We start from the raw sequence: 15846 nt of genomic DNA, 5'->3' as shown, positions 1-15846 counted from the left end.
CTTTCGTCCGCGAACCTAAATAGCTGATGCCACAAAAGCAAAAACGCCGCGTTGCTCCAAGCATCGCGGCGCTCCAAAATTCGCTGAAGTGGGTTTTAACCCTGCTTCGTAACCTGCGTAAAGTCCAGCTCGACCGGGGTTTCGCGACCAAAGATCGAAACCGAGACTTTCAGTTTCTGGGCTTCGTCGTCCACACCTTCGACCATACCGTCGAAATCTTCGAACGGACCGTCGTTAACCTTGACCTTCTCGCCCACTTCGAACGAGATCATCAGTTTCGGCGCGTCTTCACCCTCCTGAACACGGTTGAGGATCTGGTTCACCTCGGCGTCGCGCATCGGCATCGGGCGGCCCTGCGGCCCCAGGAAGCCGGTGACCCGGTTGATCGAGTTGACCAAGTGATAGCCCTGATCCGACATTTCCATATGCACCAACACGTAGCCGGGCATAAAGCGGCGTTCGGTCGTGACCTTCTTTCCCCGGCGCACTTCGATCACCTCTTCGGTGGGCACCAGTACTTCGTCGATATCGTCCTCAAGGCCTTGCTCAGCCACGGACGTGCGGATCTGCTCTGCGATCTTCTTTTCGAAGTTCGAAAGAACGCTGACCGAGTACCACCGTTTCGCCATGAACCTGTCGTCCTTGTTTGCCTTTGGTGCGTTCGGAATGCCGCAAGCACCGTCATTGAAATTCTGTCACGTCACCCGGAATAAAAAGCGGCGCACAGCCCGAATCGCCGCACGCCCATTCCGAATAGTACTGTGTCAACTACTCTGACATCCCGCGCTGTGCAAGGGGGCTGTGGCGTTTCCGCCCGGCCCAACCCGGTTTAACCGAATGCGCCCAAGATCAGTTGAAGACCGCCGCGAATACCCAGATCGACCAGCGCAAAGAACACGGCGGTCAGTGCCGCCATGATGAACACCATGACCGTGGTCAGCAGAACCTCACGACGCGTGGGCCAGACGACCTTTGCGACTTCGGCGCGGACTTGCTGAATGAACTGGATCGGATTCATTGTTGCCATTTGGCTTGGTTCTCTCTGCTAGCGGATGGGCCGGACATAACCGGGCATTGCGACAATTTCAAGAGTGGTCAGGACTTGGGTTTGTCATCCCATTCATCGCTGAGGATACGCCGCGCGTCACCTTCGGGATCATCATACTGGTTCGACCGCACCGTGTAGATAAACGCCACAAGGCCAACCCCGCCCAAAAACAGGGAAATCGGTATGAGATAGGCCAGAACTTCCATATCAACTACCTCAGGCGCAGGGCATTCAGGGACACGGTAATGGACGAGGTCGACATCGCCAATGCCGCGATCAGTGGCGTGGCGAACCCGGCCACGGCCAAGGGTACCGCTATAATATTGTAAACCGTAGCGATGCGAAAGTTCTCGCGAATCCTTTTGGTCGCCTTCACAGCTGTGTCACAGGCATCTGCAATCGGGGACAAGTCGTTGCCGAGCAATACGATATCCGACGCCACCCGCGCCGCGTCCAGCGCTGAGGCGGGCGAGATTGACACATGCGCCGCTGCAAGCGCCGCCGTATCGTTCAGCCCGTCACCAACCATCAGGACATGGCGGCCCTGGTCGTTGAGCTTCTGCACATGGGTGGCTTTATCCTGAGGCAGCGCCTCGGCAATCCATGTTTCAATTCCAAGCTTGTCTGCCAGCGTTTGAACCGCGCCTCGTGTATCACCCGAGATGAGCACGACGCTCTTTCCGCCGTCGCGGAACGCCTGCACAGCCTCAGCCGCGCCTGGACGCAACGAATCCGAGAACAAAAACGCAACCGGTGACTGATCCGTGGCCGCCAACCAGGCTGCCGTCTGATCACCCTCAGGAGCGCCGGTCCAACCCGCGCGTCCAAGGCGCACGCGCTGACCGCGGTAGGTTCCTTCGGTGCCATACCCCGGAACCTCGACCACATCCTCAAGTCTGGCAGGCTTGATCCCGGCATCTCTGGCGGTCTTGGCAAGCGACACCGACAACGGATGCGAAGACGCCTCGGCCAGTGCCAGTGCAATCTCAAGATCCGCGCGGGAATGATCCTCAAGATTGGTCAATTCCGGAGTGCCGGATGTAAGTGTGCCGGTTTTATCAAAAACGACCGTATCAACCTCGGCCAGACGTTCCAGCGCAGTAGAGTGTTTGATCAGCATCCCCTTGCGGAACAGTCGCCCCGAGGCCGCCGTCGTCACCGCAGGCACGGCAAGCCCCAGCGCACAGGGGCAGGTGATGATCAGAACCGCCGCAGCGATGTTCAGCGCGGTTCGGATATCGCCGGAATAGATGTACCAACCCAAAAAACTAAGCGCGGACAGAATATGCACCCCCGGCGCGTATAGCTTGGCCGCCTTGTCAGCCAGCGACGTATAGCGCGATCGACCGGATTCTGCGATGGCCACCAGATCCGCCATACGGTGCAGTGAAGTATCCTCACCGACCGCTGTGGTCCGGATCGTCAGCGGGCCGGTCAGGTTAACCTCACCCGCGCTGACGGCAAGACCAGCTTCGGCAAAGACCGGGAGGGTCTCGCCCGTCAACAATGACCGGTCGAGCTCCGATTTACCCGATACAATCTCACCATCCACCGGCATACGGCCACCGGGGCGAACTAGAATCAGATCACCAACCGCGAGGCTTGCGACGGACACCTCTTCTTCGGCCCCATAAACTAAGCGAATGGCACGCGGCACTTCCAGGGCCGTCAGTTCTTCGGCTGCTGATCGCGCTGCGGCGCGGGTGCGGTAGTCCAGATATCGGCCCGCGAGCAGGAAGAAAGTTAGCGTCAGTGCGGCGTCGAAATAGGCATGCTCTCCGCTGAGCGCGGTTTCCCACAGCGAGGTCATGAGCGCCAACAGAATGGCCAGCACAATCGGCACATCCATGTTCAATCGTTTGACGCGCAGCGCACTCCAGGCGTTGGCAAAGAAGGGCTGTGCGGAAAAGGCAATCGCAGGCAGTGCAATTGCCGCAGATATCCAGTGAAACAGGTCCCGCGTCGCATCCGTAGCCCCTGACCAGACCGACACAGACAACAGCATCACGTTCATCGACGCGAAACCAGCCACCGCCAATCGCATCAGCAGATCACGCCCGGCCTTGTCGGATTGGGTTGCCGACAAAGCGCCCGGGTCCAGCTCATGCGCCTCGTACCCGGCACGCTCCAAAACGGGGATCAGGTCGGCAGCGTGTGTCTCAGCGGCTGCTTTGACCATTGCACGCTTGAGCGTCAGATTGACCCGCGCGTCCTCGACACCCGGATGGGCGTTCAGCGCGCGTTCAACATTCGCAATACAGGCCGAGCAGTGAATGCCGGGCAGGGATAGGGCAATCTGCACATCTTCAGGAACGGGTCGCGCTGGTTCCGCCGGTGCTGCGATGCAACCAGGGCACGCCGCCGTACCTGAGCTGAGCTGAGCGGTCATCCCCTACCCTTTCACATACAACGGAACCCGCTGCGCAAATTCGGCACCGCTGTTGTCTTTGGCCACCAGACGGATGTTCCAGTTCCCCTTGCCCAGCGCTGCGGGCGTGGAATAGGCGGTCCCGTCAAAAGTGAAATCCGGGGTGAAATCCTCTTTCACATGTGTCGCCCGGCCAACAACTGCCTGCAACTCGGCCACCTGGACCGGCGCGCCGGTTTGGTCGGTGATGTGCAGGATCAAAAGACCGCCATTGGTCTCAGCCCGGATTTCCCAACCCAAGGCCTGTTGCACCTTCAGGCGCTCGTTGAACTCCTGACTGGCGACGTAAGAGTTTTTGACCTCGAGCCCGGGAAAGGTTTTGACAGCTTTGTAGGCCAGCACGAGATTCACGGAAATGATCACCCCGAAAGCAGCGACAAAGATCGCCAGAAAGTGCTTTCCGGTAAATTGACGCTCGGCCATCTCAGTTTCCTCGTCCATTGAACGTCGTGTCCTTGTAGGCGCGCTCACCGCTTTCAATATCCTCGATCCAGATCCGAACCGGTGTCGCGTCCGCCGCTGCCGGATCCGTGTCTTTGGAGGCGATAATATAGACCCGCTGCAATTGCGCAGTATCCGCCGTGACATTCACTGTATCAAGTGGCGTGCCTTCAATCACGATCCGCATCGCCGGATCACCGGACAGAGACAGCTTGAACAGCCGTTCCTCGCCATGTTTGTTCCGCACGCGCACGTCATAGGTATTGCGGATCGTGCCGTCGGACAGGGTGACAAAGGTCGGGTTGCGAACCGGGGCCACGGTAACTTCGATGTCGGACCGGATGAACAGCGCAAACAGCAGCCCAATGCCGACAAGTGACCAAAGGGCCGTGTACAGGATGGTCCGGGGCCGCAGGATATGTTTCCAGACATTTTTGGGAGGCTTACCTGCCCGCTCGTTGGCTTCGTCGCTCAGAGCCATATAGTCGATCAGACCACGCGGTTTGCCGATCTTGGCCATCATGTCGTCACAGGCGTCGATACACAACGCACAGGTGATGCACTCCAATTGCTGTCCGTCGCGAATGTCGATCCCAACCGGGCAGACATTGACGCAGGCCATACAGTCGATGCAGTCCCCCAGCTCGGAATCCGCAGTTCGTTTGCCCTTGCCGCGCGGCTCACCACGCCATTCGCGGTACCCGACGACGAGCGTATCCTCGTCCATCATCGCCGCTTGGATCCGCGGCCATGGGCAGGCATAGATACAGATCTGTTCGCGCGCGAAGCCACCGAACAGGAAGGTCGTGCCCGTCAATATCAGTATTGTCGTATAGGCAACCGGATGGGCGTTCCCGGTCACAAGGTCCCGCAGAAGCGTCGGCGCATCGGCGAAATAGAACACCCAGGCACCACCGGTCGCCAGACCGATCAAAAGCCAGGCACCCCATTTCGTCAGCCGCAACCGCGCTTTGCGAAAGTCTAGCTTTTCCTGCCGATGCAGACGCAACCGCGCGTTCCGATCCCCTTCAATCCAGCGTTCGACAAGGATGAACAAGTCAGTCCAAACCGTCTGCGGGCAGGCATATCCGCACCACACGCGCCCCAGCGCCGAGGTGAAAAGAAACAGACCGAGCCCCGCCATGATCAAAAGACCGGCAACAAAGTAGAATTCATGCGGCCAGATCTCGATCCAGAAGAAATAGAACCTGCGGTTGGCCAAATCCAGCAACACCGCCTGATCCGGTAGGCTGGGCCCCCGGTCCCATCTGATCCACGGGGTGATGTAATAGATCCCCAATGTAACGGCGAGAATGATCCATTTCAGATTGCGAAACGGCCCGGACACGCGACGCGGAAATATGGGTTCTCTTGCGGCGTAAAGGCTGGGTGCGGGGTCGGAATCGCTCACGGGCTGGCTCCAGATGTGGCTATATCACGGTGTCTTTTTCCAGAACACAAAGGTAGTCACTTTGACATGGGTCAAAAGCGCATCGTGCAGACACCTTTTGTCACATCTTACCAGCTTGCCGCCTGAGCCATGCAATAAAAGTTTTTGCCGCCGGACGCAGAGGGAAATCGCCAGTAACAAGGTGATATCCGCTGTTTTCGGGCTCGCGAAACAGTTCGATGATTTGGCCCGACGTGATTTCTGCTTCGACAAAATGCCGCGCCGTGACGGTTACGCCCTGCCCCGCGCGCAACCCTTCCAAAAGCAGATTGCCGGGCAATGAGATTCGCCCTGCATTTGGCCCGTGCCCGACACCACGTCGGGCCAGCCAGTTGGTTGCCTCAGTGGTGCCGAACTCTTCAAGCCAGGGCAGTTCGCTGAGCTCGTCTGGCGTCCACGACGGTTTTTCCCCCACCAGATTGCGGGCCGCGACGATCACCATTGGGCTTTGCAGCAACATTTCTGTACGGACACCGGGCCATGTGCCCGCACCATAGCGGATGGCCACATCGACACCGCCGGGATCCAGGCTGACCAGTGCAGGTGACGGATCAAGCGCCAATTGGATATCCGGATGTTCGGCCTGAAATGCAGGCAGGCGGGGCATCAACCATGACGCGGCAAAGGACGACGTCAAAGATACATGAACCGGACGATCCTGTTTGGATTGGGTCAGTTCGACCAAGGCATCGCCAATCGCACCGAACCCAAGATGCAGTGCGCGCGCCAACCTTTCACCTTCTGGCGTCAAGGTCATGGATTTGCCGGTGCGGTCCAACAGCGCAATTTCGAGGTGCTTCTCAAGCGCGCGCAATTGCTGGCTGATGGCAGCGTGGCTGACATTCAGTGAGTTGCCCGCCTCCACAACATTCCGTGTCGCCGCGAAAGCGGAAAAAGCTCTGAGAGATGCGAGCGGCGGCATTTCCATCCAGTTCATAAGTAAGCCCTGATTACATATAGAAATGCTAATTGAGTCGCATTTTGCAGTCTGAAAATCAATCCTGATGACAGAAGAACCAAAACTCAGGAGATGTCAGATGCTCTCAATTCTTGCAAAGTCATTCATGATCGCCACCCAGACACATGAGCTGGATGAACCAAAATCATCGGATCGGCCTGACAGACAAAAGCAACGCTGGTTGCCGGTAAGTCATTGGTGGAGGCAACACAAACGCGCCAGTTTTTCGCAATGCAAATAGCAAACCGAAGCCCGCGTCTGGACCGCCTCGCTGGTGGTTTGTAAGGTAGAGAGGCAGCACCGGCTGTTCAGGAAACGCGCGAACAGATGGAACAGCCGGTGCCTCAACCTTCGGACGGCGAACCGTCCGAAGGTATTCTTTTGCGGTTACTGACCGCCACCCAACTGGTGGACATAGGCGGTGACAGCGCGGATTTGCGCTTCGGTCAGGCGGTTTTCCCACGGGGGCATCACGCCAAAGCGGCTGTTGGTCACCGTTTCTGTCAGGGCTTCCTGGCTGCCGCCGTATAGCCAGATCGCGTCGGTCAAGTTCGGGGCACCTTGTGTGACGTCACCCTTGCCGTCTTCGCCATGGCAAGCCGAGCAGTTGTCCTCAAAGACAACCTTGCCCGCCTGCGCCGCCGCGTCGTCGCTTTGCGCATTGGTCAGAGACATGACGTATTGCACGACCTGGGTGACCTCCTCTTTTTCGAGGATTTCACCGAAGGCTGGCATCTCAGAATAACGCGCGTCGTCGCTTTCTTCATTCCGGATACCATAGGCAATGGTGGTCTCGATATCTTCCAGCGAACCACCCCAGAGCCATGCGTCGTCCAGCAGGTTCGGGAAACCCGGCGCACCCTGCGCGCCCGAACCGTGGCACTGCGCGCACCATGTCCGGAAAACCGCGCCGCCCGCGTTGACCGCATATTGCTGCAGCTCGGGATCTTTCGAGACATCCTCAAGCGAGGTTTCAACCAGTTTGGCGTTCCACGGCGCATTGGCTTCTTCGAAAGAAACGATCTTTTCCTGCACCAATTCTCGCGATGACCAGCCAAGAACACCGGCGGTTGCGGACTGAACCAGCGGCCAGGCAGGATACATGATCGTATAGATCACGCCCCAGATAATGGTGACGTAAAAGGTCCACAGCCACCAGCGCGGCATCGGGTTGTCGAACTCTTCGATGCCATCCCAGGAGTGTCCGGTTGTGTTTGGATCGCCCGGCTGTTTTTCAGGTGTCTTGCTCATTGCCGCGCCTCCTTGGATGTGGCGGGTTTGTCGCCCCCATGGGGCGCAGCTGTTTCGTCGCCTCTAAGGGGCGCTGGGGCATCTTCGTGCCGGAACGGGATGTTGGCAGTGTCCTTGTATTCTTTGCTGGCTCCGGGACGGAAAACCCAGATCACGATGCCAACAAAGAAGACAAACAGTACCAACAGCATCCAGCTATCCGCGAATTGCCTCAGGATTGTGTATTCTTCCATCACACCCTCCTTTAGCGGCTCGGGTCTGGGGTGAAGGTCGAGAAATCGACCAGCGTTCCCAGCATCTGCAGATAAGCAACCAACGCATCGGCCTCGGTCAATTCCGGCTGACCGTCGAAGTTACGAATGCTGACCTTGTCACCGTACCGTTCCAGCAGACCGTCATAGTCGCTGTCCGGGTCGGCCTGCGCACGGAAGTCGGCCTGTGCGTTTGTCAGCATCTCTTCGGTATAAGGCGTGCCCACCACGGCATTCGCCGCCATAACATCACCGATATACTTGCCGTCGATCTTGCGATGCTCGAGGAAGCCGTATTTCGGCATCACCGATTCCGGAACCACCGACTGCGGGTCACGCAAGTGATCAACATGCCACTGGTCGGAATAACGGCCACCCACACGGGCCAGGTCAGGACCGGTACGCTTGGACCCCCATTGGAACGGGTGGTCATACATCGATTCAGCCGCCAGCGAGTAGTGGCCATAGCGTTCGACCTCGTCCCGCATCGGGCGGATCATCTGGCTGTGGCAGGTATAGCAGCCTTCGCGGATGTAAATATCACGGCCCGCCATTTCGAGAGGGGTGTAAGGGCGCATGCCCTCCACCTTCTCGATGGTGTTCTCAAGATAGAACAGCGGAGTGATCTGCACGATGCCACCAATGGTCACGACCAAAAAGCTGAAGATCAGCAGAAGGGTCGCGTTGGTCTCGAGGATCTTATGTTTGTCGAGAATTGCCATTGCTCCGGCCCTCCTATTCAGCCGGGACCGCGACGGTCAGGCTGGCCTCTTTGGCCGGCGCTTTCCGCACAGTCATCCACAGGTTGTAGCACATGATCAACGCACCAGCGACGAACATCACGCCACCCAAAGCACGCACCACATACATCGGGAATTTGGCAGCCACGGTGTCAGCGAACGAGTTCACCAGGAAGCCGTTTGCATCAACTTCACGCCACATCAGGCCTTCCATGATACCGGTGACCCACATCGACGCTGCGTACAGAACGATACCGATAGTGGCGAGCCAGAAGTGCCAGCTGACCATCTGCAGCGAGTACAGGCGCTCACGTTTCCACAGGACCGGCACCAGGAAGTACAGCGCACCAAAGGTGATCATTCCGTTCCAGCCCAGCGCGCCCGAGTGCACGTGTCCAATGGTCCAGTCGGTGTAGTGGCTGAGGCTGTTGACCGCACGGATCGACATCATCGGCCCTTCGAACGTGGACATGCCGTAGAACCCGACCGAGATCACCATCATCCGGATCACCGGGTCAGTGCGCAGCTTGTCCCAGGCGCCCGACAGGGTCATCAGGCCGTTGATCATGCCACCCCAGGACGGCATCCACAGGATGATCGAGAACACCATGCCCAGCGTCGACGCCCAGTCGGGCAGCGCGGTATAATGCAGGTGGTGCGGACCGGCCCAGATATACAGGAAGATCAGAGCCCAGAAGTGGATGATCGACAGCTTGTAACTAAACACCGGACGCTCGGCCTGCTTCGGGATGAAGTAATACATCATGCCCAGGAAGCCTGCAGTCAGGAAGAAGCCCACGGCGTTGTGGCCGTACCACCACTGGATCATGGCGTCTTGTACACCCGACCAGACGATGACCGATTTAGAACCCCAGATGCTGACGGGGACGGTCATGTTATTAACCAGGTGCAGCATGGCGACTGTGACGATAAAAGCCAGATAGAACCAGTTTGCCACGTAGATGTGGGGTTCTTTCCGTTTGACGATCGTCCCCAGATAGACGGCCAGATAGGCCACCCAAACGATGGTCAGCCACAGGTCAACATACCATTCGGGTTCAGCGTATTCCTTGGACTGGGTCCCGCCCAGAACGTAGCCGGTTGCGGCGAGCACGATGAACAGCTGATAGCCCCAAAATACAAACCATGCCAGATTTCCGCCCCACAGGCGCGCGGCGCTGGTACGCTGCACGACGTAGAACGATGTCGCGATCAGCGCGTTGCCGCCAAAGGCAAAAATCACCGCCGAAGTGTGCAGCGGGCGCAAACGGCCAAAGTTCAGATAACCTTGGGCCCACTCAAAGTTCAGCACCGGAAAGGCGAGCTGAAAGGCGATAAAGGTCCCCGCAAGGAACCCGACCACCCCCCAGAAGGCAGTTGCGATCACGCCATAGCGGATCACGTCATCCATGTACTCGGCCGAACGGTCGACGAGGATATCTGGCTCATCCGTATTTCTCAGCGTCCAGATGAACAAACCACCGGCGATCAGCATCACCAGAATTGCGTGCACCTGATACGCCAAATCGCGTGCATAATTGGTTCCGATCGCCGCGAATATCGCGATCAGACCAAGCACGATCAGCTTGATGTAATTTGACATATTGCGTCCCTTTGCCATGCCCCGCGCGATTCTTATTTGTCGCGGAACCCTTTTGACTGGCCGTTGTTTTGTCCGACAGCGGCCAATCTTGCTTTGATCTGTATCAAAACATTAACCTGAAATCTGTGACAATCCTAAGCCTTAGACTGAGCTGCGTAGCCGCAGGTGTCTCAGCCCCGAAGACAAGAGGTCAAAATGGCGTACAAATCTCTTCTCACAGTCGTAACCGACTCGGAACAATCACAATCAGCCTTGGCGCAAATGGTTGCGCTGGCAAATGCACAGGATGCGCATGCCGAAGCGCTATGCCTTGGCGTAGATCGCAGCCAAGCGGGCTATTATTACGCAGGTGCAAATGCTCTGGTCCTGCAAGAAACGCTGAGCCGGGCCAACGCAGACGCCGACGAACTGCTGACGCAAACTCAGGATTACATGGGTAAATCCGGTATTCGCTGGTCTGCTGAAAGCGGGGTCGCTCAGATCGCTGATATTGGTCGCCACGTGGCGCATCGTGCCCGGTTCTCGGATCTGGTTGTCCTGCCTAAACCTTATGGCAAAGACCGCAGCGCCGAGGCCGAACCAATTGTCGAAGCCGCCATGTTCGAGGGTCACGCGCCAATTCTGGTCACACCCGACAATGCAGCGCCCTTTGAGCGCCCCGGTACTGTGCTGATCGGGTGGAATGAAAGTGTCGAAGCCATGCGCGCCATCCGATGCGCCCTGCCTTTCCTGACGCAAGCCGATCTGGTCCGGATTGTCGTCATCGACCCGCCGCGCCACGGCCCCGACCGCTCTGATCCCGGCGGGCTGTTGTCTCAGATGCTGGCCCGGCACGGGACCAAGTGTGAGATCGACGTGCTCAGCAAAACTATGACCCGTGTATCAGACATCCTGAACAGGCACGCCGCCGACAGCGAAGCGGACATGATCGTCATGGGCGCTTACGGCCATTCAAGGTTCCGCGAAGCCATCCTGGGCGGGGCAACCCGAAACATGCTGGAACAAGCCTCGGTCCCAGTGTTTCTGGCACACTGACTGTAAGTGTTTCCGATTCGGGGGGCCATCCGTTCGAACGGATGGCCTAAACGCGTTTTATGAGACCAATCACAAACAACAGAATGACCGCTCCGATGGTTGCGAAGAGTATCGCCGAAAACACACCACCACCGACCGAAAAACCCAGCGCCGGGAAAATCAAGCCTGCAAGAAAGGCGCCCACGATTCCGACTATGATATTTCCGATCAGGCCGAATCCTCGACCTTCCATGATTTTGCCCGATAGCCATCCGGCGATTGCACCGATGACCAGCATTGCCAAAATGCTACTGAATTCCATGCCTTACTCCTGCGCGGTTCATTCACGTATTCAGTAAATCACGGCTGCAGGCAGCAGGATAGGCTTAAATCAGAAAGCCGCCATCGGAGTCGTCGCCGGCCTCGTCCATCAGGCGCCGCATGTCGGGGATTGTCACGTGCCGTTTGCCTTCCAACTCGATAACCCCCTCTTTCTTCAGGGCCGAAATCTGGCGACTTACGGTTTCAAGCGTCAATCCCAGATAATCTGCCATAGCCTCACGCGTCAGCGGCAGGTCAAAGACAATCGGGCCAGGTTTTTGCTTGGGCGTAATTGAAGCGTCCCGCCGGGCAATTATTGACAACAGGCTTGCAATCTTTTCGCGCGCGGTCTTGCGCCCCAGAACCAACATCCATTCACGCGCCGCGTCCAGCTCATCCAGTGTCATCTGCAGAAGACGATGCGCGATATGTGGCGTGCTGCTCATCAAGGCTTCGAACGGTTTCTTGCGAAAACAGCACATGACCAAATCAGTTGTGGCCAGGACGTCATAAGGCGCTGATTCCCGTCCGGGCCTGCCGACAAAGTCACTGGGCAAAAGCAGGCCGACCATTTGCGTTCGACCATCTTCCATCGTTTGGGTCAACGAGGCGATGCCCGACACGACAGAGCCCACAAAGTTCATCTGATCCCCCGACCAGATGACCGTTTGGCCCGCCTCAAAAGTCCGATAATACTTAATGCCTTCAAGCTCTTCCAATTCATCGACATCACAATGTGCACAGACGGCTCGGTGCCGAATGGGGCAGTCCGAACAGTTGGTATGGTCAAATTGCGCTTTTAACATCGTTCGCGGTTCCACTTGATCTCAGTCAAGGTTTCGTAGACGGCCGTGCCTTAACGGTATCGCTATGATAGTGAAACCGCAATTAACAAAGCTTGGACTATTTGACGCGAAAGTCCCGCGTTACACAAGCTATCCCACCGCCCCACATTTCAGCAACGATGTGGGGCCAAGTCTTTTTGGTGATTGGATTTCCGGGATCAAGCCCGGCAGTTCCGTGTCGCTGTACGTCCACGTCCCGTTCTGCCGCAGGCTGTGCTGGTTTTGCGCCTGCCGGACGCAAGGCACTCAGACCGACAACCCGGTGATCGCCTATGTGGATGTCCTCAAGGCCGAGCTGGACCTACTGGCCGCCCACCTTCCTGCGGGGGTAACCCTTTCGCGCCTGCATTGGGGCGGTGGTACACCCACCCTGCTGAACCCCGATCTGATGCGCGATCTGGCCGCCCGGATTCTTGAGATTGTTCCGTTGGGGCCGGATGCAGAGTTCTCGGTCGAAATCGACCCGAACGAGATTGACGAGGGTCGGCTCGATGCATTGGCCGAGGCTGGCATGAACCGTGCGTCTATCGGCGTGCAGGATTTCGACGACGAAATCCAGAAAACCATCGGACGCATCCAAAGTTACGACACCACCCGCAAGGCCATAGAAATGATCCGCGCGCGCGGCATCGCCAGCCTGAATGCCGATATTCTGTATGGTCTGCCGCACCAGACCAAGGCGCGGATGACTGAAAGCGTGCAGAAATTGCTGTCGCTCAGCCCGGACCGGGTGGCGTTGTACGGGTATGCGCATGTGCCGTGGATGGCAAAGCGGCAGCAGCTGATCCCAACGGATGCCCTGCCAACGCCCGAAGACCGCCTGGATCTGTTCGATACGGCCCGGCGCCTGTTCCTGTGGGACAAGTATGCCGAAATCGGCATTGACCACTTTGCCACGCAGGATGACGGGCTGACGCACGCACTGAACACGGGAAGGCTAAAGCGCAACTTTCAGGGCTACACCGACGATCAGTCCGACATTTTGATCGGGATTGGTGCAAGCTCAATCTCACGATTCCCGCAAGGATACGCCCAGAACGCACCCGCGACGTCAGCACATACCAAAGCGATCCGCGAGGGCGGGTTCTCAATATCCCGTGGGCATTTGTTCAAAGGCCAAGACATCTTGCGCGCCCGATTGATTGAAGCGTTGATGTGCGATTTCCGGATAGATACCGCCGAGATACTGCGCGACCACGACATCACCGCCGCGGAATTGCAGGAGATGTATCAGACTGCAAACGCAACCTTCGACGGGTTGCTAAGCATCTCTGAAGACGGCCTGTTCATCCCGCCCGAGGCGCGCGCGCTGACCCGAATGGTCGCCCGCACCTTTGATGCCTATGATCTGAGCAAGGCGGGACACAGCTCGGCGATCTGATACCAACGCAGGACAGGACTTGACGCGGAGGGTGGGTTTTCCCCACACTTGTAGGGCGGGTGGAAATCCGCCCCGTGCCTGAGGCAGGCAGAGTACCAGACAGTATGTGCCGACGCGTTCGCGCTCGACCGCCTTTTTCGTGCAGCCGTTCTGCAACTTGAAAGAGGGACTGCATTCATGCGCGTTTTTTCTGTCCTCGGCCCCAGCCACTCGGGCAAAACAACACTGGTCGAGGCCATCAGCCGCCTTGATGGCCGGCCAACCACATTCGACGTTTCCGGAACCGTGCATTTGCACGGTTTTTCTTACTTGGACGAACCCTGGTGTGCCATCGACGTGAATGGTGGCAGCGACACCATGGCTTATGTAGGCCCTGCCATGGCGATCTCGGATGCTGCTGTCGTCGTCGTACCGCCCGACCCGGACGCCGCCGTGCTTTGCGCCCCTTATCTGCGGCTGGTCGAAGAGGCGGGTATTCCCTGCTTTCTGTTCATCAATCGCATGGACACCCCAAACGGACGTATCCGCGATATCATCGCCGCTCTGCAAACCTACTGCACACACCACATCGCATTGCGGCAGGTTCCAATCCGCGATGGCGAGGCGATCATCGGCGCGGTCGACCTGATCTCGGAGCGGGCATGGAAGTATCAGGAAGGGCAACCCTCGGCCCTGATCGAACTTCCGCAGTCCGTCGAAGACCGGGAACAGGAAGCCCGAACCGAATTGTTGGAGACGCTTTCAGATTTCGATGATCATCTGCTGGAACAACTGATCGAGGACAAACAGCCGCCCAGCGCAGAAATCTATGATCTGGCCGCGCAGGTTCTGCAAAGCCACCAGTTGATCCCGGCCTGCCTGGGGTCTGCCAGCCACGGCAACGGGCTGACCCGTTTGATGAAAGCGCTTCGTCACGAAGCCCCTGAATTCAATATCGCCGCCGGGCGGGACGAAGCAGCCGAAGACGCGCGCGCAATTGCCGGGTTCGCGGATGTCAAAAAGCACATCGGAAAAATCATCGTGCTGCGCGGTCTGGGCAAGGGCGTCAAAGCGCATGAAGCTTTAGGCGGCGAATCGGTTGGCAACCTGACGACACTGGATGCCAAAACACAAATTTCGGAATTGGAAGCTGGTCAGATCGGGCTGGCTGTGAAATCCGACCACCTCAACCCCGGCAACCTGTATGACAGTACCGGAGCCACACCGTTACCGGAGTGGGCCGAGGCCCATCCGGCCGCCCACCGGCAAATTGTGTCACCGGCACATGAGCGTGACGATGTACGCCTGTCCAACGCGTTATCCCGACTGGTCGAGATTGACCCCGGACTGCACCTGCAGCACGATGAACTGAGTGGTCATGCCGTTCTGGGATCGCAAGGGCCTCAGCATATGCGCCGGGTCAGCGCCAAGCTGGCTGAAGACTTCGGTATCGAGATTGAGACCCAGACGGTTGAGACGGCCTATCGCGAGACCATCCGCGCACCGATCGAACATCGCCATCGCCACCGCAAACAATCCGGCGGCGCAGGACAATTTGCCGATGTGGTGATCTCGATCGCACCGACCCCACGTGGGGCCGGGTTCGAATTCGAAGAGATCGTCAAAGGGGGCGCCGTGCCCAGAAACTATATCCCATCGGTCGAACACGGGGCCAAGGATGCGCTGGTTCAAGGGCCTGAAGGGTTCCCGGTTGTGGATGTCAAAGTCACGCTCAGCGATGGCAAGCATCACAACGTCGACAGTTCCGACTATGCGTTCCGCACTGCGGGCAAGAACGCGGTGCGAGAGGCTTTGCCGCAAGCGAAACCGGTGGTCCTGCAACCCATCCTGAACGCCGAAATCCACTTACCCTCGGATTTCGTGGGCGACCTGGTGCCTACGATCAGTTCGCTGCAGGGTCAGGTTCTGGGCTTTGAAGGCAATCCCAACGCGTCTGGATGGGAGATTTTCAATGCCCAACTGCCTGCTGTGGCCGAAGACGAGTTACACCGCACCCTCGCCAGCGCGACACGCGGCACCGGGTGGGTAAAACTGCAATTCGACCATTACGAAGAGCTTCGCGGCCCGGTTCCAAAATCCGCGGCACGCGAAACAGCGAATGCCTGAAAGCCCCGG

Annotated in this window: 16 protein-coding genes; 3 read left to right on the top strand and 13 right to left on the bottom strand. The window is 57.9% G+C overall.

The genetic code is table 11. The annotated features are described in order from the left end of the window. Positions 1 to 95: 95 nt before the first annotated feature. The 11 genes from nusG to ccoN all read right to left on the bottom strand — a co-directional run bounded on the left by nusG (position 96) and on the right by ccoN (position 10170). On the bottom strand, positions 96 to 629 hold the full coding sequence (gene nusG / locus DK510_RS02315) for a transcription termination/antitermination protein NusG (protein WP_058272488.1): 534 nt from the start codon (positions 627 to 629) through the stop codon (positions 96 to 98). 200 nt (positions 630 to 829) lie between these two features. Continuing rightward, entirely contained in the window at positions 830 to 1027 is a 198-nt protein-coding gene (secE, locus tag DK510_RS02310) for a preprotein translocase subunit SecE (RefSeq protein WP_058272489.1), read from the bottom strand. Positions 1028 to 1095: 68 nt separating this feature from the next. After that, a complete protein-coding gene (gene ccoS, locus DK510_RS02305) occupies positions 1096 to 1254 on the bottom strand; it encodes a cbb3-type cytochrome oxidase assembly protein CcoS (RefSeq protein ID WP_058272490.1) in 159 nt (52 codons plus the stop codon). A 5-nt stretch (positions 1255 to 1259) separates the two neighbouring features. After that, a complete protein-coding gene (locus tag DK510_RS02300) occupies positions 1260 to 3437 on the bottom strand; it encodes a heavy metal translocating P-type ATPase (protein WP_109310728.1) in 2178 nt (725 codons plus the stop codon). A 3-nt stretch (positions 3438 to 3440) separates the two neighbouring features. After that, a complete protein-coding gene (locus tag DK510_RS02295; RefSeq protein WP_109310753.1) occupies positions 3441 to 3899 on the bottom strand; it encodes a FixH family protein in 459 nt (152 codons plus the stop codon). Between the two features lies 1 nt (position 3900). Beyond that, entirely contained in the window at positions 3901 to 5328 is a 1428-nt protein-coding gene (gene ccoG, locus DK510_RS02290; protein ID WP_109310727.1) for a cytochrome c oxidase accessory protein CcoG, read from the bottom strand. Positions 5329 to 5428: 100 nt separating this feature from the next. After that, positions 5429 to 6304 carry a LysR family transcriptional regulator gene (locus DK510_RS02285; protein WP_109310726.1) on the bottom strand — a complete coding sequence of 292 codons (876 nt, stop codon included), beginning with the start codon at positions 6302 to 6304 and terminating at the stop codon, positions 5429 to 5431. A 408-nt stretch (positions 6305 to 6712) separates the two neighbouring features. Further along, positions 6713 to 7576, bottom strand: a complete 864-nt coding sequence (gene ccoP / locus DK510_RS02280; protein ID WP_109310725.1) for a cytochrome-c oxidase, cbb3-type subunit III — start codon at positions 7574 to 7576, stop codon at positions 6713 to 6715. Further along, positions 7573 to 7809 carry a cbb3-type cytochrome c oxidase subunit 3 gene (locus DK510_RS02275; protein WP_109310724.1) on the bottom strand — a complete coding sequence of 79 codons (237 nt, stop codon included), beginning with the start codon at positions 7807 to 7809 and terminating at the stop codon, positions 7573 to 7575. The genes ccoP and DK510_RS02275 overlap by 4 nt, the downstream gene beginning before the upstream one ends. An 11-nt stretch (positions 7810 to 7820) precedes the next feature. Then, complete coding sequence (ccoO, locus tag DK510_RS02270) at positions 7821 to 8549, bottom strand: cytochrome-c oxidase, cbb3-type subunit II (RefSeq protein ID WP_109310723.1); 729 nt, start codon at positions 8547 to 8549, stop codon at positions 7821 to 7823. Positions 8550 to 8562: 13 nt separating this feature from the next. Beyond that, the gene (gene ccoN / locus DK510_RS02265; RefSeq protein ID WP_108861216.1) at positions 8563 to 10170 is read right to left on the bottom strand and encodes a cytochrome-c oxidase, cbb3-type subunit I; all 1608 of its coding nucleotides are present in this window, start codon (positions 10168 to 10170) and stop codon (positions 8563 to 8565) included. Positions 10171 to 10365: 195 nt separating this feature from the next. Between ccoN and DK510_RS02260 the strand changes: the two genes are divergently transcribed. Further along, positions 10366 to 11205, top strand: coding sequence for a universal stress protein (locus tag DK510_RS02260; protein WP_109310722.1), 840 nt, complete (start codon positions 10366 to 10368; stop codon positions 11203 to 11205). A gap of 46 nt (positions 11206 to 11251) precedes the next feature. Here DK510_RS02260 and DK510_RS02255 read toward each other — a convergent pair whose 3' ends face one another. Next, entirely contained in the window at positions 11252 to 11506 is a 255-nt protein-coding gene (locus DK510_RS02255) for a GlsB/YeaQ/YmgE family stress response membrane protein (protein WP_058272498.1), read from the bottom strand. A 64-nt stretch (positions 11507 to 11570) separates the two neighbouring features. Then, a complete protein-coding gene (fnrL, locus tag DK510_RS02250) occupies positions 11571 to 12311 on the bottom strand; it encodes a transcriptional regulator FnrL (protein ID WP_109310721.1) in 741 nt (246 codons plus the stop codon). 64 nt (positions 12312 to 12375) lie between these two features. Here fnrL and hemN point away from each other — a divergent pair, with 64 nt between their 5' ends. Both hemN and DK510_RS02240 read left to right on the top strand, forming a co-directional pair. After that, complete coding sequence (gene hemN / locus DK510_RS02245; RefSeq protein WP_109310720.1) at positions 12376 to 13731, top strand: oxygen-independent coproporphyrinogen III oxidase; 1356 nt, start codon at positions 12376 to 12378, stop codon at positions 13729 to 13731. Between the two features lie 177 nt (positions 13732 to 13908). After that, complete coding sequence (locus tag DK510_RS02240) at positions 13909 to 15837, top strand: elongation factor G (RefSeq protein ID WP_109310719.1); 1929 nt, start codon at positions 13909 to 13911, stop codon at positions 15835 to 15837. Positions 15838 to 15846: the final 9 nt, after the last annotated feature.

This window comes from Ruegeria sp. AU67 (genome assembly GCF_900312795.1).
Taxonomy (GTDB): Bacteria; Pseudomonadota; Alphaproteobacteria; order Rhodobacterales; family Rhodobacteraceae; genus Ruegeria; species Ruegeria atlantica.
The sequence above is the reverse complement of the archived record's forward strand: the minus strand, read 5'-3'. Positions and strand labels throughout refer to the sequence as shown.